The following is a 19,341-nucleotide window of genomic DNA, read 5'->3' as shown; positions in this document are numbered from 1 at the left end:
AAGATGACATCAGTGTGTCATTATTATGTGTTTTCATTGTCACCGTCCTGCCAGAAACTGCGTATATCATGCTGGGTAAGCCCGTCCACAAACTCCCGTTTTAATACCAGGAACTGTTCCAGTTCCAACATGACCTGGAACAGAACCGCCCTGGACTCGAATTCCTCCCTGGTCGCAGGAAGGGGCTGAAGCCTCATCTGCCGCTTTACATCCTCCAGTTCTTTAAGCAGCCCGCGGGCATTATTATATTCGTGGAAGGAACTGCTGACCGACATAAAAAGCCTGGCCAGATACCGCGCCTGACCCGGAAATGAATCGGACCATTCCAGGTGCGACCGGATCCTGCGCAGGATTAACAGCTGGTTTTTCCGCAGCCCCATATAGGCCAGATAGTATTTCGTCTCTGCCAGCAGCCTGTTTTCCATCTCCTTATACGCATCCTCTTCCCCCTGTCTCAGCATTTCCTCCAGATTGGAAAATACTGTTTCATCCCCGGAGTCCCGGAGTTTGCGCATATTGCCGCCGCACTGTCCATCCCCATTCAGCATATCGCCCATCTGAGCCAGGATACACCGGAACTGTGACTCAATCCGGTGCTGCTTCTGCCGTATCACCCCGGTTTTTCCGGGCATATAGAGGTTCATTGCCACTCCCACCCCGGTTCCAACCAGCAAAAGCAATACCTCATTCAAAATATTGCCTGCCGACACCGAGCCTTCGGTCAGGAAATGGGTCATAAGAACCGTGCTTACCGATATTCCCTCCTGCACATTCAGCAATGTGCATACCGGGGTAAAAACCAGAAGAAATGCGCCGACTGCAATGGGGCGGTATCCCAGGAAGTAAAAACATACCGGGGCCAGCAGCAGCGCCACAAGGAAGGCCGCCATGCGCTTTGCCATCACACGGATTGTCTCCCGCTTCGTGTCATGTATGCTTAAAAGGGTAATCACTGCCGCCGATGCAGCGTAATTCAGCCCCAGCCATTCCGCCGCCACCATCGACAAAAGGCTTCCCCCTGCAATTTTTATGATTTTCAATCCATTCAAACCACGGTTCATCGATAAATCCTTTCAGGTTCCAATTTTCAGACATTGTAATTCCCTTTATTTGGAAATCATGCCCACAACGAAAACGTTGTATTTACAACATTTTTCAGATTATGGCAGCATCAATCCAGCATTTCCAGAACTTCCAGAAAAACATGGTTCAGCTCTTCCCAGCCGTTCATCCTGTCATCGGCAAGGACGGATGCGGCGGCCTTCTGCCGTTTTAGCTCCTGTTCAATGAAATCCTGTATAACCGGAATACTCTGTCCCTTTTCACTTTCGCCGCTTCTCTTTTTTATCTCCAGAAGTTCCTCAATGCCTGCCCGTAAATCCCCCGGCATTTCCATCTTCATCAGGTCATCAAACAGTACCGGGGGCGGACAGCCCTTCTCCAGTATATAACGCCCGGCCAGCAATGGCCGCAGCGCATAAAAATATTTTTTGTATCTGACCTGATTCTCCTGAAGGAACTGGTCACAGGTGTTCCCGGCCGTGCCGCAGTAATGATGGACCGCCGCCTTTACCGAAAAGCATGGGGCAGCGGCATCATGAATCCTGTTCCAGATGTCTGTTGTCTTATATACCACGGGCGAATTCCCCCACTCAAACAGGGTGGCGTTTCCCCTGTGGAAATGCTTCAGCGTTTTTTTAAGGTCCCACCCATTGATGTCCAGCACCTCATCCATCTGCCACTCTATCACGTCCCTCGGCTCATCCAGGCGCAGATAATCCTCCCTGGCCCTTACGTATATGAACCGGACATCGTAATCACTGTCCGGTGAAGCAAATCCCCATGCCCGGCTCCCGGACTCCACTGCATGGAGTATTGTCACATGCTCCTGCTTTTCAATCTCCTTCAGCTTCATCTGGATCTCATCTATGATTCCCATCATCAGTAATCCCCCTCTATGGCCTTCCTGTTCACATATTCCACAAATGCCTCCACCTTTTCCATATCCGGATTATCTGGAAGGATTGTATTCTTCGTTGCCTGTAGAAGCCGCTCCTCGTAGTCCTTTAGCATGTCATAGAAATCGCTGCCAAAGGTCCCGTCCTCCTTCTGAAATCCTCCGGACCGTATCCTGAGCAGCAGATCAAGGTCAGACCTCCTGTTTGTCCGGATTTCCCCTTTTTCCAGGATATCCACTGCCGTCATGAACAGCCGGATAAGATGCATGGCATGTTTGTTCAGATGGTTATCATCCTTCTTTTTGTTCCGTTTTCCAATCTTATCATAATCCTTTACAACGCTGTGCATGATGGACCACATATTCTCATAATCCCGAAGGGGCATATGCCTGTAATGGGCATCCACAAATATCTCTGTCTCCAGCAGCGGATTCTCCGCCTTATCAATATAGAGACGGATACTGCCTTTGTCAAAATCAGCATACCGCCGTTCAAAATCCTCCAATGCATTTGTCACCGAGTTGAAGATATGGCGTTCCCTCTCTGTCTGCGGCATGGAGTCCCTGGCAATTGCGTTCTGCAGACGCCGCAGCTGGGCGCCCGCATATCCGCCAAAGGACTTGGCTGCGCGCTTGGACAGGAACATTTTCCTGTTGTCCAGAAGCTCCTGTCCAAGACTTGACTTTATCAGGTACTGGTCATGGTCCAGGCCCAGGATCTCGCATGTATTGGGGTTACACTCCAGCAGCAGCCTCACCATTTTGTTAAATGAATAGATAACCGTATCCGTACCGCTGTCCTCATACTGCTCAAACTCCGTCAGACCAATCAGGTCCGAGGGCATGTTAAGGGTAATTCCCCTGAAGTCAATATCGCTGTTTTCATTATTCGTCCCATAGGCATGGCTTCCGCCCAGCCCAAGAAGCATGATCCGCCTGCCCAGCCTTGGCTCGGTCCTCAAGAAGTCATACCGCGGGGTGGTCATAAGGTGTCTGAAGTCCGGTTGTCTTGTCAAATGCCTGTCCTCCCTGTATTATGTTTACCTGAAAATGAATCATTTTCATCTATATTATCTAATCTATATTATAGCGTAACCTTTTCCGTATTAAAAGAAAAAGAAGAGTCACTAAGACTCCTCTGTTTCCTCTTTCCCGTATTTATGGATATCTTTTTTCTGTCTCAGTGTATTAGGTCCCAGGAACTCCCCGTCCGTCCAATGGTTGTTAAATGTCTCAACCTCCCTGGCCCGGGCCTCCAGTTCCTTCGTGGACTCCTGCTCTCCCTGCTTCATTGTCATCACCTCAGGGATAGTATGGCCGCCAGGCCGGGATGGTATGCAGGGCAATCTTGTACAGACCCTATATTTTCAAAAAATAATACAGATTGATTCCCTCAATGGATATACCCATATATGGATTGTCAAAGACCTCCCTCACACCCTTCACTACCCTGATGAATGTCTTGTGGAACTCTGTCTCGCTTTCCACTTCCACAGGATTCCATACGGATGTATACTCCGCAGTAGGGCCTTTTAATTCACACCCCCGCCTGTCCCCGCAGATCATATAAGACATGGCCAGCCTTGCGCTTATGTAAATCCCAGTCTCAAGATATAACCTGTCTGCCACGTCTTCCCATGTCCTAATTAAGACATCCTCCGTAAATTTTTCCGGTCCCAGACCTGCAAATATAACGATGTACCGCTTTGTCAGCATCTATTTCAGCCTTTTTTATTTAGTATATTGGAGGCTGCCTGGCATTATTCTGGGTAGGCACGGCCATAAAAGTAATGGGACAGTTAATTCCCCGCGTAACGGAGAATCATGATATGGGTTCCTTCTTTCTTCGATACTTCATGGCTTTTCATGATACTGAAGCCTGTACGGAAGGTTAACTGGACCACATCTTCCCTATTATGGGTATACAGGATCAGAACCGAACCTTTTTTCAGAAAGTCAGGGATTATCTGAAAAAACCGTTTGTAAATATCATAGACCTCATCATCTGTCAGACGGCCAATCTTAAAGGGCATATTGGTAATCACTTCGTCAAAGAGATAGTCATGTGTAAACTGGAAGAAATCCCGGTTGATAAAGTGGATGACCTGCCTTGCCGCCTCTGCGTTCTCCCTGGCTTTCAATATGGCGTCCTCCTGGATATCGATTCCGTATGAGGTATTGGCCCGGACTGCTTTATGGCGTTCAATCAGCATGGTCCCTACCCCGCAAAATGGATCCAGGACCTGCGCATCCTCTTTCATGTATTCTTTTGCAAGCGCTGCGGTCAGGGCCGCGTTAACCGGCTTTATGCTGGTGGGGATTACTTCCCTGCGGTAGGAAAACCGCGTGTCCTTCAGGGTAAACAGCTTTACCATGATGTTGCAGTTCCCCAGCTTATTTTCAATTAACCGCAGCTCAAATTCGTAATTTTCCGTTGTGTTTATCAATTTCCTGTCTGATAATGCTTCAATCTTAGAAGCCACCTTTTTCAGGAACACGCTTTTCTGGCCCAAATCCTTTTTACTCTTTAACTCCAGCCGGAAATGATAGGGCGGGTTTCCTTCATGGCTTTTTGACAGGAAGGATAGCAACGGGGAATCAACCACTGTATGGGCAATCTTATCCGGTTCCATTTCGCTGGTTTCCATGCCCCTTACCACAAACAGCAGCTCCTGATAGGTGCGGATTCCCTTAATCCAGTTAAGATTGGTAACCCTTGCCATGACCCCGGCTCCCATAAGCTTTATTTTCGCATTTGGCTCCAGCTCCATCAGTTCACCGGCGGTCAGCTCCCGGTAATTCCGGTTGGTAATCAGAAAGATGTCATAGGCTTTATCCCAGCCAATGAATTTATGGGCGGAAACCCCTTCTATATGGACAATCAGGAAGGATAGCTTCCTCATTTCTTCCATTACATGCTTCTGGTTTTCTTCCGTAACCTTTTCTTTTCCCAACACAGCCAGCTGCTCTTTTATGGCATCCATATACTCCCTATAATCAAAGTTGCCGATGGCTGATAAGTAGGAACTCTTAACAAACCTCTGCCCATCCTCCTGATATGCCTTCCAAATAGGCGCCAAAAACAACGGATTCCTCAAATCCCCCATCAGCAGCGCTGCATTCTTCCTGGTCTTGGCATCTTCCGACTGCAGCAGGTTGATAAGGACCGCCTCCTTGCCTTCCAAAAGGGATGAAAGCTTCCTCCGCTCCCCATTGTCCTTTATTTCCTGCCTGATTTTACTGAGATTCTGTCTTACTTCCTGTCCATCCTGGATCTGCTCCCATAATTCCTGTATCATAGTTCTCCTTGCGTTTATTATATTTATAGTTACCGCTGTTACTGCTGTCCTTATTTAATCATCCGCGGAAAAGCCAGGAAACATATATCCCTCCTGTAAGACACATAAATAAGTATGCATGTCTTATATTATAGCGCATCTTTTCCCTTAATAGAAGAAAAAGAAGGGACAATATGATTTCCTTGCCCCCTCTTACCCGTATTTATGGATTTTATATCTTTTCCTTGTATCAAAACCCATGAGGAAATTGTATTCAGACAATTCACAACCAGGAAGCACATTATATACATCTGCTGTGACTCTCTGCAATGAATACTTTTCTTCATACGCCATTTAACCTAAAGCGGCTTACCCTGCTTTTCAGAACCTGGGACTGTCCGTAGAGTTCTTCGGACGCGGCGGCTGACTCCTCTGCAGTGGCAGAGTTAGTCTGAACTATTTCGGATATCTGGTCGATGCCTGCGGAAATCATTTCAGTCGCGGCTGCCTGCCTTTTTGAAGCCTCCGCGATTTGGTTTATTTTAGATATCATATCATCGGTACCACCAGCTATATTCATGAGCGAGGCTGCGGTTTCTTCCGCTACTTTTGTTCCATAATCAACCAGAGAGAGAGACTGCTCAATCAATGCCTCCGTGCTCTTTGAAGCATCTGATGATTTGGTTGCCAGGTTGCGCACCTCCTGAGCCACCACGGAAAATCCTTTGCCTGATTCACCAGCCCGGGCCGCCTCCACCGCGGCATTGAGGGCCAATATATTGGTCTGGAACGCGATATCATCAATCGTCTTTATGATTTTTCTGATTTGCGTAGAGTTTGCATTGATTTCCTCCATCGCATGTTTCATTTCCTGCATCTGCTGGTTACAGGCCAGAATATTTGCGCCCATTTCACCTGCCGCTGTTTTTACCAATTGTGAGGTTTCCGCATTCTCCCTCACCTGCCGGGATATCTCTGACATGGTCGCTGCCAGTTCTTCCACCGAGCTGGCCTGGGCTATGACACCCTGCGAAAGTATCTGTGCACCGTTGGAAACCTGGTCTGCCCCGCTGGCAACCTGGTCGGAGAACATGTTGATTTCTGAAATGGTCTCATTCAGAGAATTAAGTACAATAAACAGGGACTCCTGTACCGGCCGAAAATCCCCCTGGAAATCATCATAGCACGGTATTTTCAGATTGCTGTCGGCCAGCTGCTGCATAACCCTGGAAATCGCATCCATGTAATAGGAAATCTTGTCTGACATTTGCCGCATACTGTTTGAAAGGCTTCCCAACTCATCCTTTGATGTATATTTTACATCAATTTTCAGATGTCCCTGCTCCATCTGCCTGGCTGCAGATTCCAGTTCCTTAATCGGTCTGGTAATGCTGCGGGTGATATAGACTCCAAAAAGAACGCTTACAAGTACACTGGCTAACCCCAACACAGACAATACAACAATAAATTTTGTCTGCGCGGCGCGCAGATTCATAATCAATGCATCTGCTTTCTTGTCCGCTATTTCAATAAGTTCATCCAGTTCCGCCTGTGCTTTATGGATGGTTATGATATTATTTGCCTCCATATAGGCAGCAGCTTCTGCCTTTTGATCCTGCACCGCAAGTCCCAGGACATGCTCACGCTGCGGCGCGAGTTCAGTCAGCGCCGCCTGGAGCCGATCCACAATTGCCTGGTCTCCCAAAAAATCTTTCTGGATAATAGGTATCTGTTCCTGGATCTTGCTTTCACACGCCCTGGCATTATTTAACGCCTGCTCCGTATCCGCCTGATTGGTACTGGCGATGGCACGAAATACAGATTTCTGCATTGCCTCAAAACTGGAATTAACCGTATTCGCCGCATTCAGGACTTTGAAGGGGCCATTATAGAACACCTCCACTTTTTTCCTGATACTTATTAAGTTTCCAATACTCACGGCAATGCTGATTACCAATAAACTCAGAACAAATGCATAAGAAATCGTGAGTTTTTTACTGACTTTAAAATTCTTCATAGCTATTTTTCCTCCTGTTACCGAATCATTCCATTTTCCCCGTTCCATATGGATCAGACTGAATCAAAACAGAGGTTCCCAGCATTTGTTCCTTCTTTAATAATTCCAAAAATGATTCCGCGTTCATCGGTCTGGCAAAATAGTAGCCCTGTCCATGGTCACAATGATATTGATGCAGCAGATTCAGCTGCTCCACCGTCTCAATCCCTTCCGCTAAAGAGCGTGTCATGGGAAGCTCGCGGCAAATCTGCATCGTGTTTTTCATGACAATGCGGCTCTTTGCATCGCTGCTTAATTTATCTACCAGAGACTTGTCAAATTTAATCTCATTAAAATCAAGTGTAGTCAGAATAGACAGGTTGGAGTATTTTGAACCAAAATCATCCAATGAAACAGAAAATCCCTCCGCCGCAATCTGGTTCATTAGGTCAATCAATTGCTGCGGATTCAATTTACTGATACTTTCGGTTACCTCTATGGTAATCTTTTCCGCAGGAACTCCATATTCCTGGCAGATTTGTTTGATTTGGCCCACAATATCGGAGGCCATCAGTGTAACACGGGAAAAATTAGAGGAAATATGGGTTTCAATCCCCTGCTTCTTCCAGTTCTGCCAATCGGCACAGACGGTCTGGAATACAAATAGATCCAAATGGCAGATTACACGCTCCCTTTCATAATGGGGAATGAAACGATCCGGCAGGATTAAGTTTCCCCGCTTGCTCCTTTTCCGCACCAGGGCTTCCGCACCGATAATCCGCCCGGTTTTAAGGCAGATCTGAGGCTGATAATGGACTTCAAAGCGGTGGTCGGCAATATCCCTTAAAAGCTCCGTAGCAATACCTGCGCGTGCCATTCTGTCACCTTGCAGGATGGCATGGTAATACCGCTGCTTTTCTGCATACATCAGGTCATCAGCCTTCAGGATTTCTTCGTCAGCCGATACATTCCCTTCATTCCAGGTATGGCCAATGGATACGTCATACTCTTTGTTCTTATCAAAATCCAGAATCAGCTTCTCTGTAAGCGCCTGAAAGTCCTGTTTATCCATATTGGGGCAAAGCACCGTAAACTCATCTCCGCCCACCCGGTATGCTTCACATTCCACGTGCAGTTTCAGGATATCTGCCACTTTTTTTATCACCTGGTCGCCATATTCATGGCCATTGCTGTCATTGATTTTCTTCATTCCATTGATGTCGATATAGATGACACCTAAGGAACGCAGGGTTTGATTGGAAAGCTTATCCAACATTTTTATAAAGCTGTTCCGGTTCTGGAGGCCAGTTAGTAAATCCGTATAGCTGAATAATTCGAGGGTCTGGATCAGCCGGCGCCGCTCCATTTCCTCCAATACAAAGCTACATACACTACGGAGCAGGGATAAATCCTCCGTGCTCTCTGTCGGATTGTCAACACCGAGGAAACCGATTATCTGACCATTTTTCTTAAGTGGTGCGGCGGCAAGGCTTTCAATCCCCTGGTCTTTTAAGATACGGTAATCAGGTGAATCAACTGCCAGGTCCTTATCCAGGGAGGTAATAAAAAACTCTCCGTCAATCTTAAATTTGTAATTCCAGTCCCTGATGTATTCCATTGGGATATTTTTTAAAACTTCTATCTGACGCAAAATACCAGGGACGCACCATTCAAAGGTGTTATCAATGTGGTTTTCTCTGTATTCAAAGATATATGCCCTGTCAGCCGCATAAAAGCGGCATATGGTCTCCAAAAAGCGGTTCACCGCCGCGTTGACATCTGCTTCACTGGAAAGTGTCTGAATACAGTCCACCAATGTTTCTTCCACTGTAAGGCGGTTCGAAACACGGTCGAATTTTTCTTTCTGGGCAGTAACATCCCGCGCAATTTCAAGCCGGCGATATTTCCCTTCATACAAAACCAGGATATCCGTGATGTCAAACCACATCCGGAGCTTTCCGTTATAATGCTCCCAATGATATGGCTGGCCTGGCGCCAGTTTACTGTTTGTACAGAATGGGCAGACACTGTCCAGTCCCTGAATCAACTCATAGCATTTTCTTCCATAAGTATCCTGCGCATGCTCGAATCCGTATAGGGAGGCTGCCGCCTGTGTCATATATATTACTTCGTTGGTATCCGTATCCGTAGCATAGGCCACCAGATTTTGCTGGTTTATAATAAATCGTTCAAAAAAAGTTTCGTTCACAGTATACCTCCCGGATAATCAGACTGCAGGGACTAAATATTTTTCTATTTCCAACGCAAGGGTATCAAAACTTAATGGCTTCGCCATATGACCGTTCATCCCGACGGCCTCTGCATTCCGGATGTCCTCAACAAAAGCATCGGCTGTCATTGCAATAATCGGTATCGTTACGGCATCTGTACGGTTAAGCGCCCGGATTGCACGGGTAGCCTCATAACCGTTCATCACCGGCATCTGTATATCCATTAAGATCAGGGAATAGTAGCCGGGAGTGCTCGCCTGAAAAAGCCTGATTGCTTCCTCGCCATTTACCGCTGCCTCCAGCCTGGCTCCAAAGCCGCCCAAAAGCTCCATGGCAATTTCCCGGTTCAGCTCATTATCCTCTACAAGCAGGATTGTCTTATCATGCAAATCATAGGTTTTGGGTTCCTGGCTTGATGTCTCCTCACCTTTTAAATACTTCATCATGCAGTTCCTGAATGTGGATTGGAAAAAGGGCTTTTCTATATATCCATCGATACTGGCAGTTATCCCGTTTTTGATTTCGCTCCAATCGTAGGCGGATATAATCAGCAGCGGCGGTTCCCCCGCAGCTTCCCTTTGGACCTGTTCTACCACAGCTGAGCCATCCCGCCGGAGCAGCTCCCAATCCATAATCACCATCTGATAGCTTTCTCCGGCCTTCTGACGACCACGGATATGGGATAGCGCTTCACTGATGCTTCCTGCGCAGTCTGTCCCAACCCCCAGGCCGCCCAGGGCCTGCTGTGCATCTTTTAGGACAACCGGATCTGTATCCAACAGCAGAATATTCCCACATTCATCAATACATTCAATTGGAGGAACCGGAATGTGCTGCATCGGCAGCGTCACACGGAACGTGGTCCCCTGTCCCGGCAGGCTGCCCAGTATAATGTCGCCGTCCATCAGCTCCGTGAGCCGTTTCACAATGGCAAGGCCAAGGCCGCTGCCTTCAATCCGGTCGGTGCGGCTATCGCGTTCCCGGGCAAACGTCTCGAAAATATGTTCCTGAAAATCCTCCTTTATGCCGGGTCCTGTATCCGAAACCGTAAAGGAGAGGGCAGCGTTATTCTCCAGCTGTTCCACCTCAAATACAATCTGCCCATTTTCAGGCGTGAATTTAGAGGCGTTGGATAAGAGGTTCAATAATATCTGCCGCAGACGCAGTTCATCGCTGTAAAAATGCTCCTGTCTGACATTCATTAAATGAACCTTGAACTTCTGCCGCTTTGCACGGACATTGGGCAGGGTAATCATGATAATCTCCCTGACTAAATCAGGCAGCGAAAGGGGCGCCATATGTATGGAGACCTTGCCGCTTTCAATCTGCGACATATCCAGCACATCATTGATCAGGCCCAGAAGGTGGTGGCTGGAGAGCCGGATTTTGTGCAGGCAGTCCTTTACACGTTCCGGATCCTGGAGGTGGGCGTCGGCAATCTCCGTCATCCCGGCAATCACATTCATGGGTGTACGTATATCATGGCTCATCCGGGAGAGGAACTCCGACTTGGCCGCGTTCGCCAGCTTGGCGGCCTCCAGTGCCGTATTGAGCATTTCCGTGCGCTCTTCCAGCTGGTGCTGGAGTTTTCTAAGCTCTGTAATATCCGTAATGTCAATAAACACCACCAGGTAAACCGGATCATCGGCAATGGCGTCAATACAGGTGCCATGGAGCTGCAGCCAGCAGTCCCTGCCATGCTTATCCTTGACACGGATGGATTCATCCAGTTCCAGTGCCTCCCGCCTCCGTAATTCCGGGAGCAGGGCCTCAATGACCTGGCGGCTCTCGGGCTGTAAAACCCCCATAAAATCAGTATCAGCCAGATGCTCCAGATCCACATCAAAAAAATCCTTGATACGGCTGCTTGCATCAATCATGATAAGCCGGTCCGGTAAGACCCGGTACTTGACAATAAAACCGGGAACGTGTTCATAAGCAACGCTTTTATCCTGCTGGGCCTGCAGCAGTTCGGTGACATCAATCATGGTGGTATAAGCCATCTGGATCCCGTCCTGATATTCATTGGTAAAGAAATCCACCAGCTTCACCCAGCGCGAGGAGCCGTCCGGGAGCTTCAGCGGCAGATATGTCTCAAAGCTGTCCTCCCCCGCAGCGGACATGTTGTCTATTTTATTGCAGAGGATATCCCAGGTCTCCAGGTTATCCATGAAATACTCATCACAATGATTATGGAACCTGGCCTCATATTCGGGCTTGGTGTACCCGATGAGCTGATAATAAAAATCATTGGCCCAGACCACGGAGAAATGCTCATCCACCTTATGCTTGCTGACGCTGACCTTCATAGCCCGCATCATCATTTCCAGCTCATTCTTCGTCTGAACAAGCTCTGTCACATCTGTCATGACCGTGTAGGAGGTGCGGTAACCATCCACATATTCATCTGTAAAAAAGCTGACCAGCTTTACCCAATAGCTGGAGCCATCCTCGTATTTCATGGGGACAATCATTTCATATTTATCCTCCCCCTTCTCCAGCACAGATGTGACCTTCCTCGTAAGCAGGTCCCAGCCTTCCGGGTTATTGGCATAATATTCATCCGCATGGTTGTGGAACAGGGACTCATACTTTGGCTTCGGATAACCAATCAGTCTGTAGTAAAATTCATTGGCCCAGATGCAGGTGAAATGCTCATCCACCAGATGCGAGCTGACACTGACATTGAGCGCGCTCATGAGCATTTCCTGCTCACGTGTCATTGTTTCATAGTTTTGCTGTGCGCGCATCTGCTCTTTCTGGGCCAGCATCATTTCCGTCACATCAACCATGGTGGTGTAGGCGACCCGGTACCCGTCCATATACTCCTCTGTAAAGGCAGCCTGCAGCTTAATCCAGAATGGGGAACCATCCGGATAGACCATGGGCAAATAGACCGAGTACCCTTTTTTCCCGCCTGCCAGACTGGATTTTATCCTATCCGTAAGCATTTTCCACCCCTCCGGGTTGGTTTCAAAGTACCTGTCGCATTGGTTTTGAAAACGGGTTTCGTACTCAGCCTTGGTATAACCAATCAGCTCATAATAGTAGTTGTTGGCCCAGATGCAGGTAAGGTGCTCATCCATAAGGTGCTTACTGACACTGGCGCCCAAAACTCCCATCAGCATACTGTATTCGTTATTGAGTTGCTCATAGCTTAAATTGATTTCCACCTGGCTCTCCTCCATCGTATCTTCTGGTGTAAATATCTTTTGGCGATAATATCTTATGGCGTTAATATCCTGTGGCACTAATAAATCCTATCTTCCCTGGCGGAAAACAGGCGCCCAGGCTCCGTCGCCATCCCCTCCTGTGAACAGGTGCCCTTCCTCCCTCACCGTCCCTCTTTATCCAGGAGGCGAGTATATGGAATATCGGTTCCGTCCATGGTTCTTAGATTCATACAACGCCTTATCGGCATTCCGGTACAGTTCATCGAATGTCGTTCCATGCGCCGGAGACAGCGCAATCCCAATGCTGATGGAAACAGAACCAGGGTCTTTTCCAAAGGAAAAGGAGTGGTTAAACAGCTCACCCAGCCGGGCCGCTATTTCCATTACCTGTTCAACGGAGGGAACATCATCCACGAAGACCACAAACTCGTCCCCGCCCAGGCGTCCGGCCACATCGCAGGGACGGACCTGTTCCCTGAGCAGGGCCGAGGCATCCGAGAGGACTTCATCCCCCCGCTGATGGCCGAAGGTATCGTTGACCCATTTAAAATTGTCAATATCAATCAGCAGGAAGGCATGATTCTGGTCCGGACCGCAGTGCTTAAGATGCGACTCTACCAATTGCTGAACCGTACCGCGGTTCGGCAGGCCGGTGAGGGCGTCTGTTTCCGCGCGTTTCTGCATCTGGGCAGCTGCCCGCTTATCCTCATCAATATCAATAATAATCCCCACCACCTGCTTCTGCCTTTTATCACTGCCATGGATGACCGTCATACGGGTCCGGCACCAGATCAGCCGGCCCTGTCCAGCACGAAAGCGGTATTCTATCACGACATAGGATTCACCGGCTTTCAGCCTGCTGACAGCCTCATCCACAATAGGGCGGTCTTCTTCAAAAACCCGGTCATATATCTGCGCAGGAGGCGGGAAGCCGAATTTACTTTCGAAAACAGGGGAAAAGTGGACGCTCCCATCCCCCAGGTTCCAGGTGAAAATGATATCCTGGGCCTGTTCAGCAATGATCCGGTACCTCTCCGCATTGATAAGCGACTCCTCCTCCGCCCGCCTGCTTTCAGTAATGTCAATAAGCACGCACTGCACAGAGTTTTTCTCTTCCAGACCGCCGGGCACCCGTGCCGCACTGGCCCGCATCCAGCGCACCTTTCCGGCCTTCGTGAGGATGCGGTAGTCCAGGGAGGGGCAATCCCTCCTGCTGGCAACAAAACTTTTTACCCGGTCAAGTACCATCTCCCTGTCCTCCGGGAGAATAATCCGGGTATAACGCCGGTGAATCCCTTCACCGTTAAATTCATCTTCCGGGTACCCGGCCAGGCGGTAAAATCCCTCGTTGGCATAATCGATATAAATGTCGTCATCCACATGCAGCCGGACCACGCCTCCAGGGATACTGTTGGTAAGGGCCGCCAGCCTACGCTCCGACCGTTCCAACAGGGTGGAGTCCAGGACAATGATATCAATATATATCTGGTCCCCGGCCTGCTCAACCTTTGAGCAATAGGCTGTATTCTGCGAAACGTCCCCATTTTTCATACGGATGCGGTAATCCACACTGACGGCACTGTTGTTCCTGATTAATTTATCAATAGCTGCATTGACCTTAGGCAGGTCCTCCTCCAGGACAAAATTTAAGGCATTTCCATAAATCGGCGCCTGTCCGCATTCCTCCCTGCTGTAGCCGGTCAGGGCATAATACCTGTCTGTGGCCATCACGATACGGTTGTTGTCAGACAGGCAGAGACGCGCCACACCGCCGGGAATGGTGTTCATCAGGTTACCCATCTTGCGCCGCATCCCTTCAGCGTCCCAGGCTGCTTCCATCCGCTGCGTATCATCCAGCAGGTACAGGAGCAGACAGGATCCCCACGGGGAGTCAGGCAGCCTGCCTGCAAATGCCCTGACCCACATCAGGCCGCCATCCCTTTTCATGATACGGAAGCCGAGTTCCGTTTCGCTGATGGCTTTGGCCTGTCCAGACATGCTGGCATTGGACTGCGCCGTAATGAAGGCTTTAACACATTCCCGGTCCTGCGGAAAAACAATCATATCCAGACATCGGTGGTGACAGCTGACTTGAATCTCCTCCCGCCCATAACCTGCCATATCAAATATACAGCCGCCGGCAAATAAAATATCCCGGCTTTCAAAACTGATTCCAACCAGACCACCCGGAACCATGTCCATTATTGAGTCCAGGATCCCGCCTGCATATTTTTTCTCAAGTCCTCCCGGAAAACCTGATATGCTGTGATGTTCATCCATACCTTCTCATCTCCAAATCCTGGCCATCATCCAATGCCCAACCGTATAGTTTAACAGCCCCTGTGCGGGAGCAAGCCGTCTTGCCGGCCACTGCGGCTTATCTGCATCGTCCCGTCTGAGGACAGCTGATCATGCACTTCCCTGCAGGACCCTGATCAGAAACCATATCGGGGGACGCCAAACGGACGCCCCCTTCCAAATCCCAGACATATAAATTATCAATATGGAATAATGATACCGTCATACATATATCCCCTTCCCGGCCAGGTTGTATATCAGACAAGGCCATAGGAATATCCCCCATACCGCCCCGGCCTGGGCTTAGGAAAGCGTTCTTCCAAACGTCATCCGCTCGAACTCCTCCGGAGGTACCGGACGGGAAAATATATAACCCTGAAGCAGATCACAGGTAGTCCCTTTCAGGAAATCTTCCTGTGCATCTGTTTCCACGCCTTCTGCAACCGTAGTCATATTCAGCTTGGCCGCCAGTTCAATCACGGATGTTATTACATCTCGTTCCCTCGGATTGTCCATCTTTTCAGAACCAAAGAACGCCTGGTCCAGCTTAATGGAATCAATATTTATATCTTTCAGCACATTGAGCGAGGAATAGCCGCTGCCAAAATCATCCATGGAACAGCGGTAACCGCATTTATGAAATGCATCAATAACCTGCATCAGCACATCCGGGTTCCCAAACACCAGTGTCTCCGTCAGTTCGATTTCCAGCAGGTCTGCCGGGACGCCGTACCGCTTACGGATTTCCTCATACCGCTTTAAGAAATCCCGGTCAGACAGATGGGCACGGGACATATTCACGGAAACCGGCACCGGATTTTCGCCATGATCAATCCATTTGCGGAGCAGGGCGCACACACGCTCAAACACATAGAGGTCCAGCTTAACAATGAACATGTTCTTTTCAAACAGGGGGATAAAATCCTTGGGCGGGATTAATCCTCTCTCCGGGTCAAGCCACCGCACCAGCGCTTCCGCTCCTGCGATGGACTGGCTGCGCAGGGACTGCTTCGGCTGAAGGTAGACGACAAACTGTTCTTTTTCAAGTGCATCACGCATCCGGTTTTCAATTTCTTTCTCCTGCATCAGCCGCAGCTGATCCAGCTCAGAGTAAAACATGCAGAGACACAGCTTTGCATCCGCTGTCCTGATGATGTTCTCCCGGGCCACGTTCGCCCGGTCCTGGATCTGCATGATTGGCAGTTTTGGGTCCTCCACATAGTAGACTCCCGCTGTCAGCGAAAGGATATATTTCTCCTCCGCATCCTTGTTAAAATGATTGACCTTCTCGGCAATGGAGTTTAAGCGTGCCTCCATTTCCTGTTTTGGGGAGGCCTTGAGCAAAAGGCTGTAGTTGTCCGCAGAGGTACGGCTCACATATTCCCCCTGCTCCAGGCAGCCGCGGATTACGTCATGTATGTATTTCAATGTCTGGTTTCCGCCTTCAATGCCAAACATCTCATTGAGAAGCTTGAATTTCTGCACATCCATCCAGACCAGGGCATAGGTGCCGGCCGGGGCCGCCCTGACCCCTTCCCCTGCCTTCAGTTCAAAGCAGGTGCGGTTGTAACCGCCTGTCACCGGGTCCGTGAACGCCAGCCGCTCCAGCTGCATGTTGGTTTCCTTCTGAAGTTCCCGCTGCCGCGTCAGGTCGGTAATATCGATGTATACAATCAGGTAGACCGGATCGCCGTCAATCCAATCAATACAGTCACCATTCAGCTGCAGCCAGACAGCATTTCCTTCCTTATCCCGCGCCTCCATGGTAAACCGGACCGGTTTTCCTCCTCGCATGGCGGGATAGCATTCCCTTAGCGCCGCCTCATTTTCAGGTGTGCTTAGGTTCGTCAGGGTATTCTGCTCCCGATGGCCAAAAAAACAAAGGAAACGTTCATTGGCATCCACAAGCTCTATCCTGCTTTCCCTAATCCTGAATTTTGCGATAAAACCAGGAATGCTGTTATAGGTAACGGTCTGTTCTTTCTGCATCCGTATGATATCGCTGACATCGCTCATCACGGTATAGGCAATGTGATATCCGTCAACAACATCCTCCGTGTACGTCCCAACCAGCCGGACCCACATCATATGCCCATCCTTGTGGCGCATCCTTGTAATATGCTCGTAGCGCGGTTCACCGGCTTTTAGCGCCCCCATGGCAGCCGCCACAATCCCCTCCCAATCATTTGTATTGCTGCGGAAAAAGAGGTCGCATTGGTTATGGAACACCGCCTCATATTCTTCCTTTGGATACCCGATCAGGTCATAATAAAAATCGTTTGCCCACACAACTGTAAAATGGTCATCCAGCAGGTGTTTGCTCACACTGACGCGCATGGAAGTCATCAGCAGGTTATATTCATCGTCTTCCACAAAGTTTTTCCCCAACTGGCTTCGCCCGGACTGTTGCATTTTCCCATTCCCTCCTTTTACAATTGATGGTTCATAATGGTTATTCTTACATAAATAGCAGGGCGGAAGTACCGGCTTATTTCCCAGCATGCATTACCAAAAAAGTAAGCACGCCCGGCTTCCGGCGCCCCCCTGCCATCCACTGCCATCCACTGCTTCAGGCAGTAAGCCATCCTGATATCCCAGAGGGACAGCAACAATGAAGGAGCATTTTCCATATAAGCCCTTTACCTGGACCGCGATTCCCAAACGCGGCTTGCAAAACTGTTCTAAATACATTTTATTATGCTCAATTAATATTTTTCATTATAAGCGATGTCCAAAAATAATTCAAGAAAATAGTATCCATAATCATATGGAAATGATAAAATATAAAAATATGATAAACAATGTTTTTGGAAGGATGAAAAACCTTGGATGAATTAAATTTATACAATATGGCTTACAGACATCTGTTTAACTGCATTCATTTCGGCTTGTATCCTACTGGTTCGAGTCTTCCCACGGTACCTGAACTATGCAGGACCTTTAATGTTTCAAGCGCCACAATCCATAATGCGTTAAGGCTTCTTCAGGAAGACCATTATGTATCCCTGAGCCAGGGACGGAGTGCGATTGTAACTTATGATGTCAAAGAAGAGGCATGCAGGGCAGAATACAGGGCTTACAGCTATGCCACAAAAGCTGCGCTCCTGGACCTGTGTGATGCCATGCTGCTGATCTGGCCGGATGTCATGCTGCAGGGCCTGAAACTATGTGATGATGATGATTTTAAAAAGCTCACTGAAATCTTTGAGCGGATGTCACCCTATAATGAATATCCGTTCTTCGAATTTTTCTTCCATATCCTGAAGGCCCTGGGAAATCCTCTGTTTCTCAACTTATATTTAAGCACAAGTTTCTTTGGGCACACTACAATCATGCACCTGGGGGATAAGGCATTTATTTATGGTTATATGACCTATTTAAAAAGGGAAACCGCACAGATACTTTTCCTGTGTAAGACGTCTGATTACGGACAGCTAAAAGATTTGCTGGTACGCCTGTACCAGAAACAGATTGAATGGGTACGCCTGTATCATGACTCGCTGCTTCCGCCTGAGCATCCGGTTGAACCAATTCCATATGAATGGAATTATTTCTCGGAGCGTCCGCTGGTCAATTTTAATCTGGCCATGAAACTTCTCCGGCAGATTTATTCGTCCTTTGGGAACCAGGAATTCCTTCCGTCATTTGCCTCCCTGGCGAAACAGTATTCTGCACCATTAATAACGGTCCGCCGCGCCGTTAAGATACTCAGCGACATTGGGATTGTGGAGACCATCCCGGGAAAAGGGACACGCGTGCTGGTGGGACTGGATAACCCGGCGCCGATTTCCAAGTTTACCACACCCAATCTGAAAAAAGCCTTGCTCCAATATCTGCAGAGTGTGCAGGTCATCCTGGTAATCTGTAAGGATGTGGCACGGTCTGTTTTTCCTACGCTTACGGATAGTTCCATTCAAGGGGCGATATCCTGGCTGCGAAACATTCTTACTTCCAAGGATTACTACATGACCTTCGGCATCTGCTTCAGCCTGCTGAACGAGAATGCGCAGTCACCAGCTTTAAGGCAGATACTGGGCGGACTGATGCACTTTCAATATCTCGGTTATCCACTTAATGATCTGAAGCCCTATGATTTCAGGTTCGATTCCCAATCAACCTTAATCCTGCTGAAAAGCCTGGAAGAAAAAGATGCGGAGCTATTTGCAACAGAGCTGCAGCGCCTGGGCCTTGAGATTTTTAAGGCTGGGAAAGAGAAACTGATTGCTGGCGGTATTCATGAGGCTGATGCGATTATGCTGCCGTTACTTGATTAAGGGGTGGGGTGGTTATGGGAGTGGGGATGGGATGGGGAAAACTGGATAGCATCCAAAAAAAGAGGGTGTCGCAAAATCATCAAAATAGATGATTGAGCGGCACCTTCGCTCTATATATAGAAAAAATCAGGAGA

Annotated in this window: 12 protein-coding genes; 1 reads left to right on the top strand and 11 read right to left on the bottom strand. The window is 48.6% G+C overall.

Annotated elements, in window-relative coordinates; all coding sequences use genetic code 11:
• Positions 1 to 23 precede the first annotated feature (23 nt).
• From LK536_RS51750 to LK536_RS51700, 11 genes are all read right to left on the bottom strand, one after another.
• Positions 24 to 1,040 carry an aromatic acid exporter family protein gene (locus LK536_RS51750; protein WP_506092218.1) on the bottom strand — a complete coding sequence of 339 codons (1,017 nt, stop codon included), beginning with the start codon at positions 1,038 to 1,040 and terminating at the stop codon, positions 24 to 26.
• A 131-nt stretch (positions 1,041 to 1,171) separates the two neighbouring features.
• A complete protein-coding gene (locus LK536_RS51745) occupies positions 1,172 to 1,942 on the bottom strand; it encodes a nucleotidyltransferase domain-containing protein (RefSeq protein WP_227796809.1) in 771 nt (256 codons plus the stop codon).
• The gene (locus tag LK536_RS51740) at positions 1,942 to 2,973 is read right to left on the bottom strand and encodes a nucleotidyltransferase domain-containing protein (RefSeq protein ID WP_331472263.1); all 1,032 of its coding nucleotides are present in this window, start codon (positions 2,971 to 2,973) and stop codon (positions 1,942 to 1,944) included. The genes LK536_RS51745 and LK536_RS51740 overlap by 1 nt, the downstream gene beginning before the upstream one ends.
• A gap of 111 nt (positions 2,974 to 3,084) precedes the next feature.
• On the bottom strand, positions 3,085 to 3,249 hold the full coding sequence (locus LK536_RS51735; RefSeq protein WP_168164722.1) for a hypothetical protein: 165 nt from the start codon (positions 3,247 to 3,249) through the stop codon (positions 3,085 to 3,087).
• A 67-nt stretch (positions 3,250 to 3,316) separates the two neighbouring features.
• Positions 3,317 to 3,673, bottom strand: a complete 357-nt coding sequence (locus tag LK536_RS51730) for a hypothetical protein (RefSeq protein ID WP_506092217.1) — start codon at positions 3,671 to 3,673, stop codon at positions 3,317 to 3,319.
• 83 nt (positions 3,674 to 3,756) lie between these two features.
• Positions 3,757 to 5,256, bottom strand: a complete 1,500-nt coding sequence (locus LK536_RS51725; protein WP_008720220.1) for a methyltransferase domain-containing protein — start codon at positions 5,254 to 5,256, stop codon at positions 3,757 to 3,759.
• A gap of 322 nt (positions 5,257 to 5,578) precedes the next feature.
• Positions 5,579 to 7,252: a methyl-accepting chemotaxis protein gene (locus LK536_RS51720; RefSeq protein WP_227796807.1), complete on the bottom strand. Its 1,674-nt coding sequence runs from the start codon at positions 7,250 to 7,252 to the stop codon at positions 5,579 to 5,581.
• A 25-nt stretch (positions 7,253 to 7,277) separates the two neighbouring features.
• A complete protein-coding gene (locus LK536_RS51715) occupies positions 7,278 to 9,440 on the bottom strand; it encodes a sensor domain-containing phosphodiesterase (RefSeq protein WP_227796806.1) in 2,163 nt (720 codons plus the stop codon).
• 18 nt (positions 9,441 to 9,458) lie between these two features.
• Entirely contained in the window at positions 9,459 to 12,635 is a 3,177-nt protein-coding gene (locus tag LK536_RS51710; RefSeq protein WP_227796805.1) for a hybrid sensor histidine kinase/response regulator, read from the bottom strand.
• A gap of 174 nt (positions 12,636 to 12,809) precedes the next feature.
• A complete protein-coding gene (locus LK536_RS51705) occupies positions 12,810 to 14,915 on the bottom strand; it encodes a diguanylate cyclase (protein WP_227796804.1) in 2,106 nt (701 codons plus the stop codon).
• A 321-nt stretch (positions 14,916 to 15,236) separates the two neighbouring features.
• Positions 15,237 to 17,345 (bottom strand): putative bifunctional diguanylate cyclase/phosphodiesterase, encoded by a 2,109-nt coding sequence (locus LK536_RS51700; RefSeq protein WP_227796803.1) that lies wholly within the window; start codon positions 17,343 to 17,345, stop codon positions 15,237 to 15,239.
• 437 nt (positions 17,346 to 17,782) lie between these two features.
• Between LK536_RS51700 and LK536_RS51695 the strand changes: the two genes are divergently transcribed.
• The gene (locus LK536_RS51695; protein WP_506092216.1) at positions 17,783 to 19,207 is read left to right on the top strand and encodes a GntR family transcriptional regulator; all 1,425 of its coding nucleotides are present in this window, start codon (positions 17,783 to 17,785) and stop codon (positions 19,205 to 19,207) included.
• The last annotated feature ends 134 nt before the right edge of the window (positions 19,208 to 19,341 follow it).

It is taken from the genome of Clostridium pacaense, from assembly GCF_020709765.2.
In the GTDB taxonomy this organism is placed as follows: domain Bacteria; phylum Bacillota; class Clostridia; order Lachnospirales; family Lachnospiraceae; genus Enterocloster; species Enterocloster hominis.
This window is presented reverse-complemented; position numbering and strand designations above follow the sequence as displayed.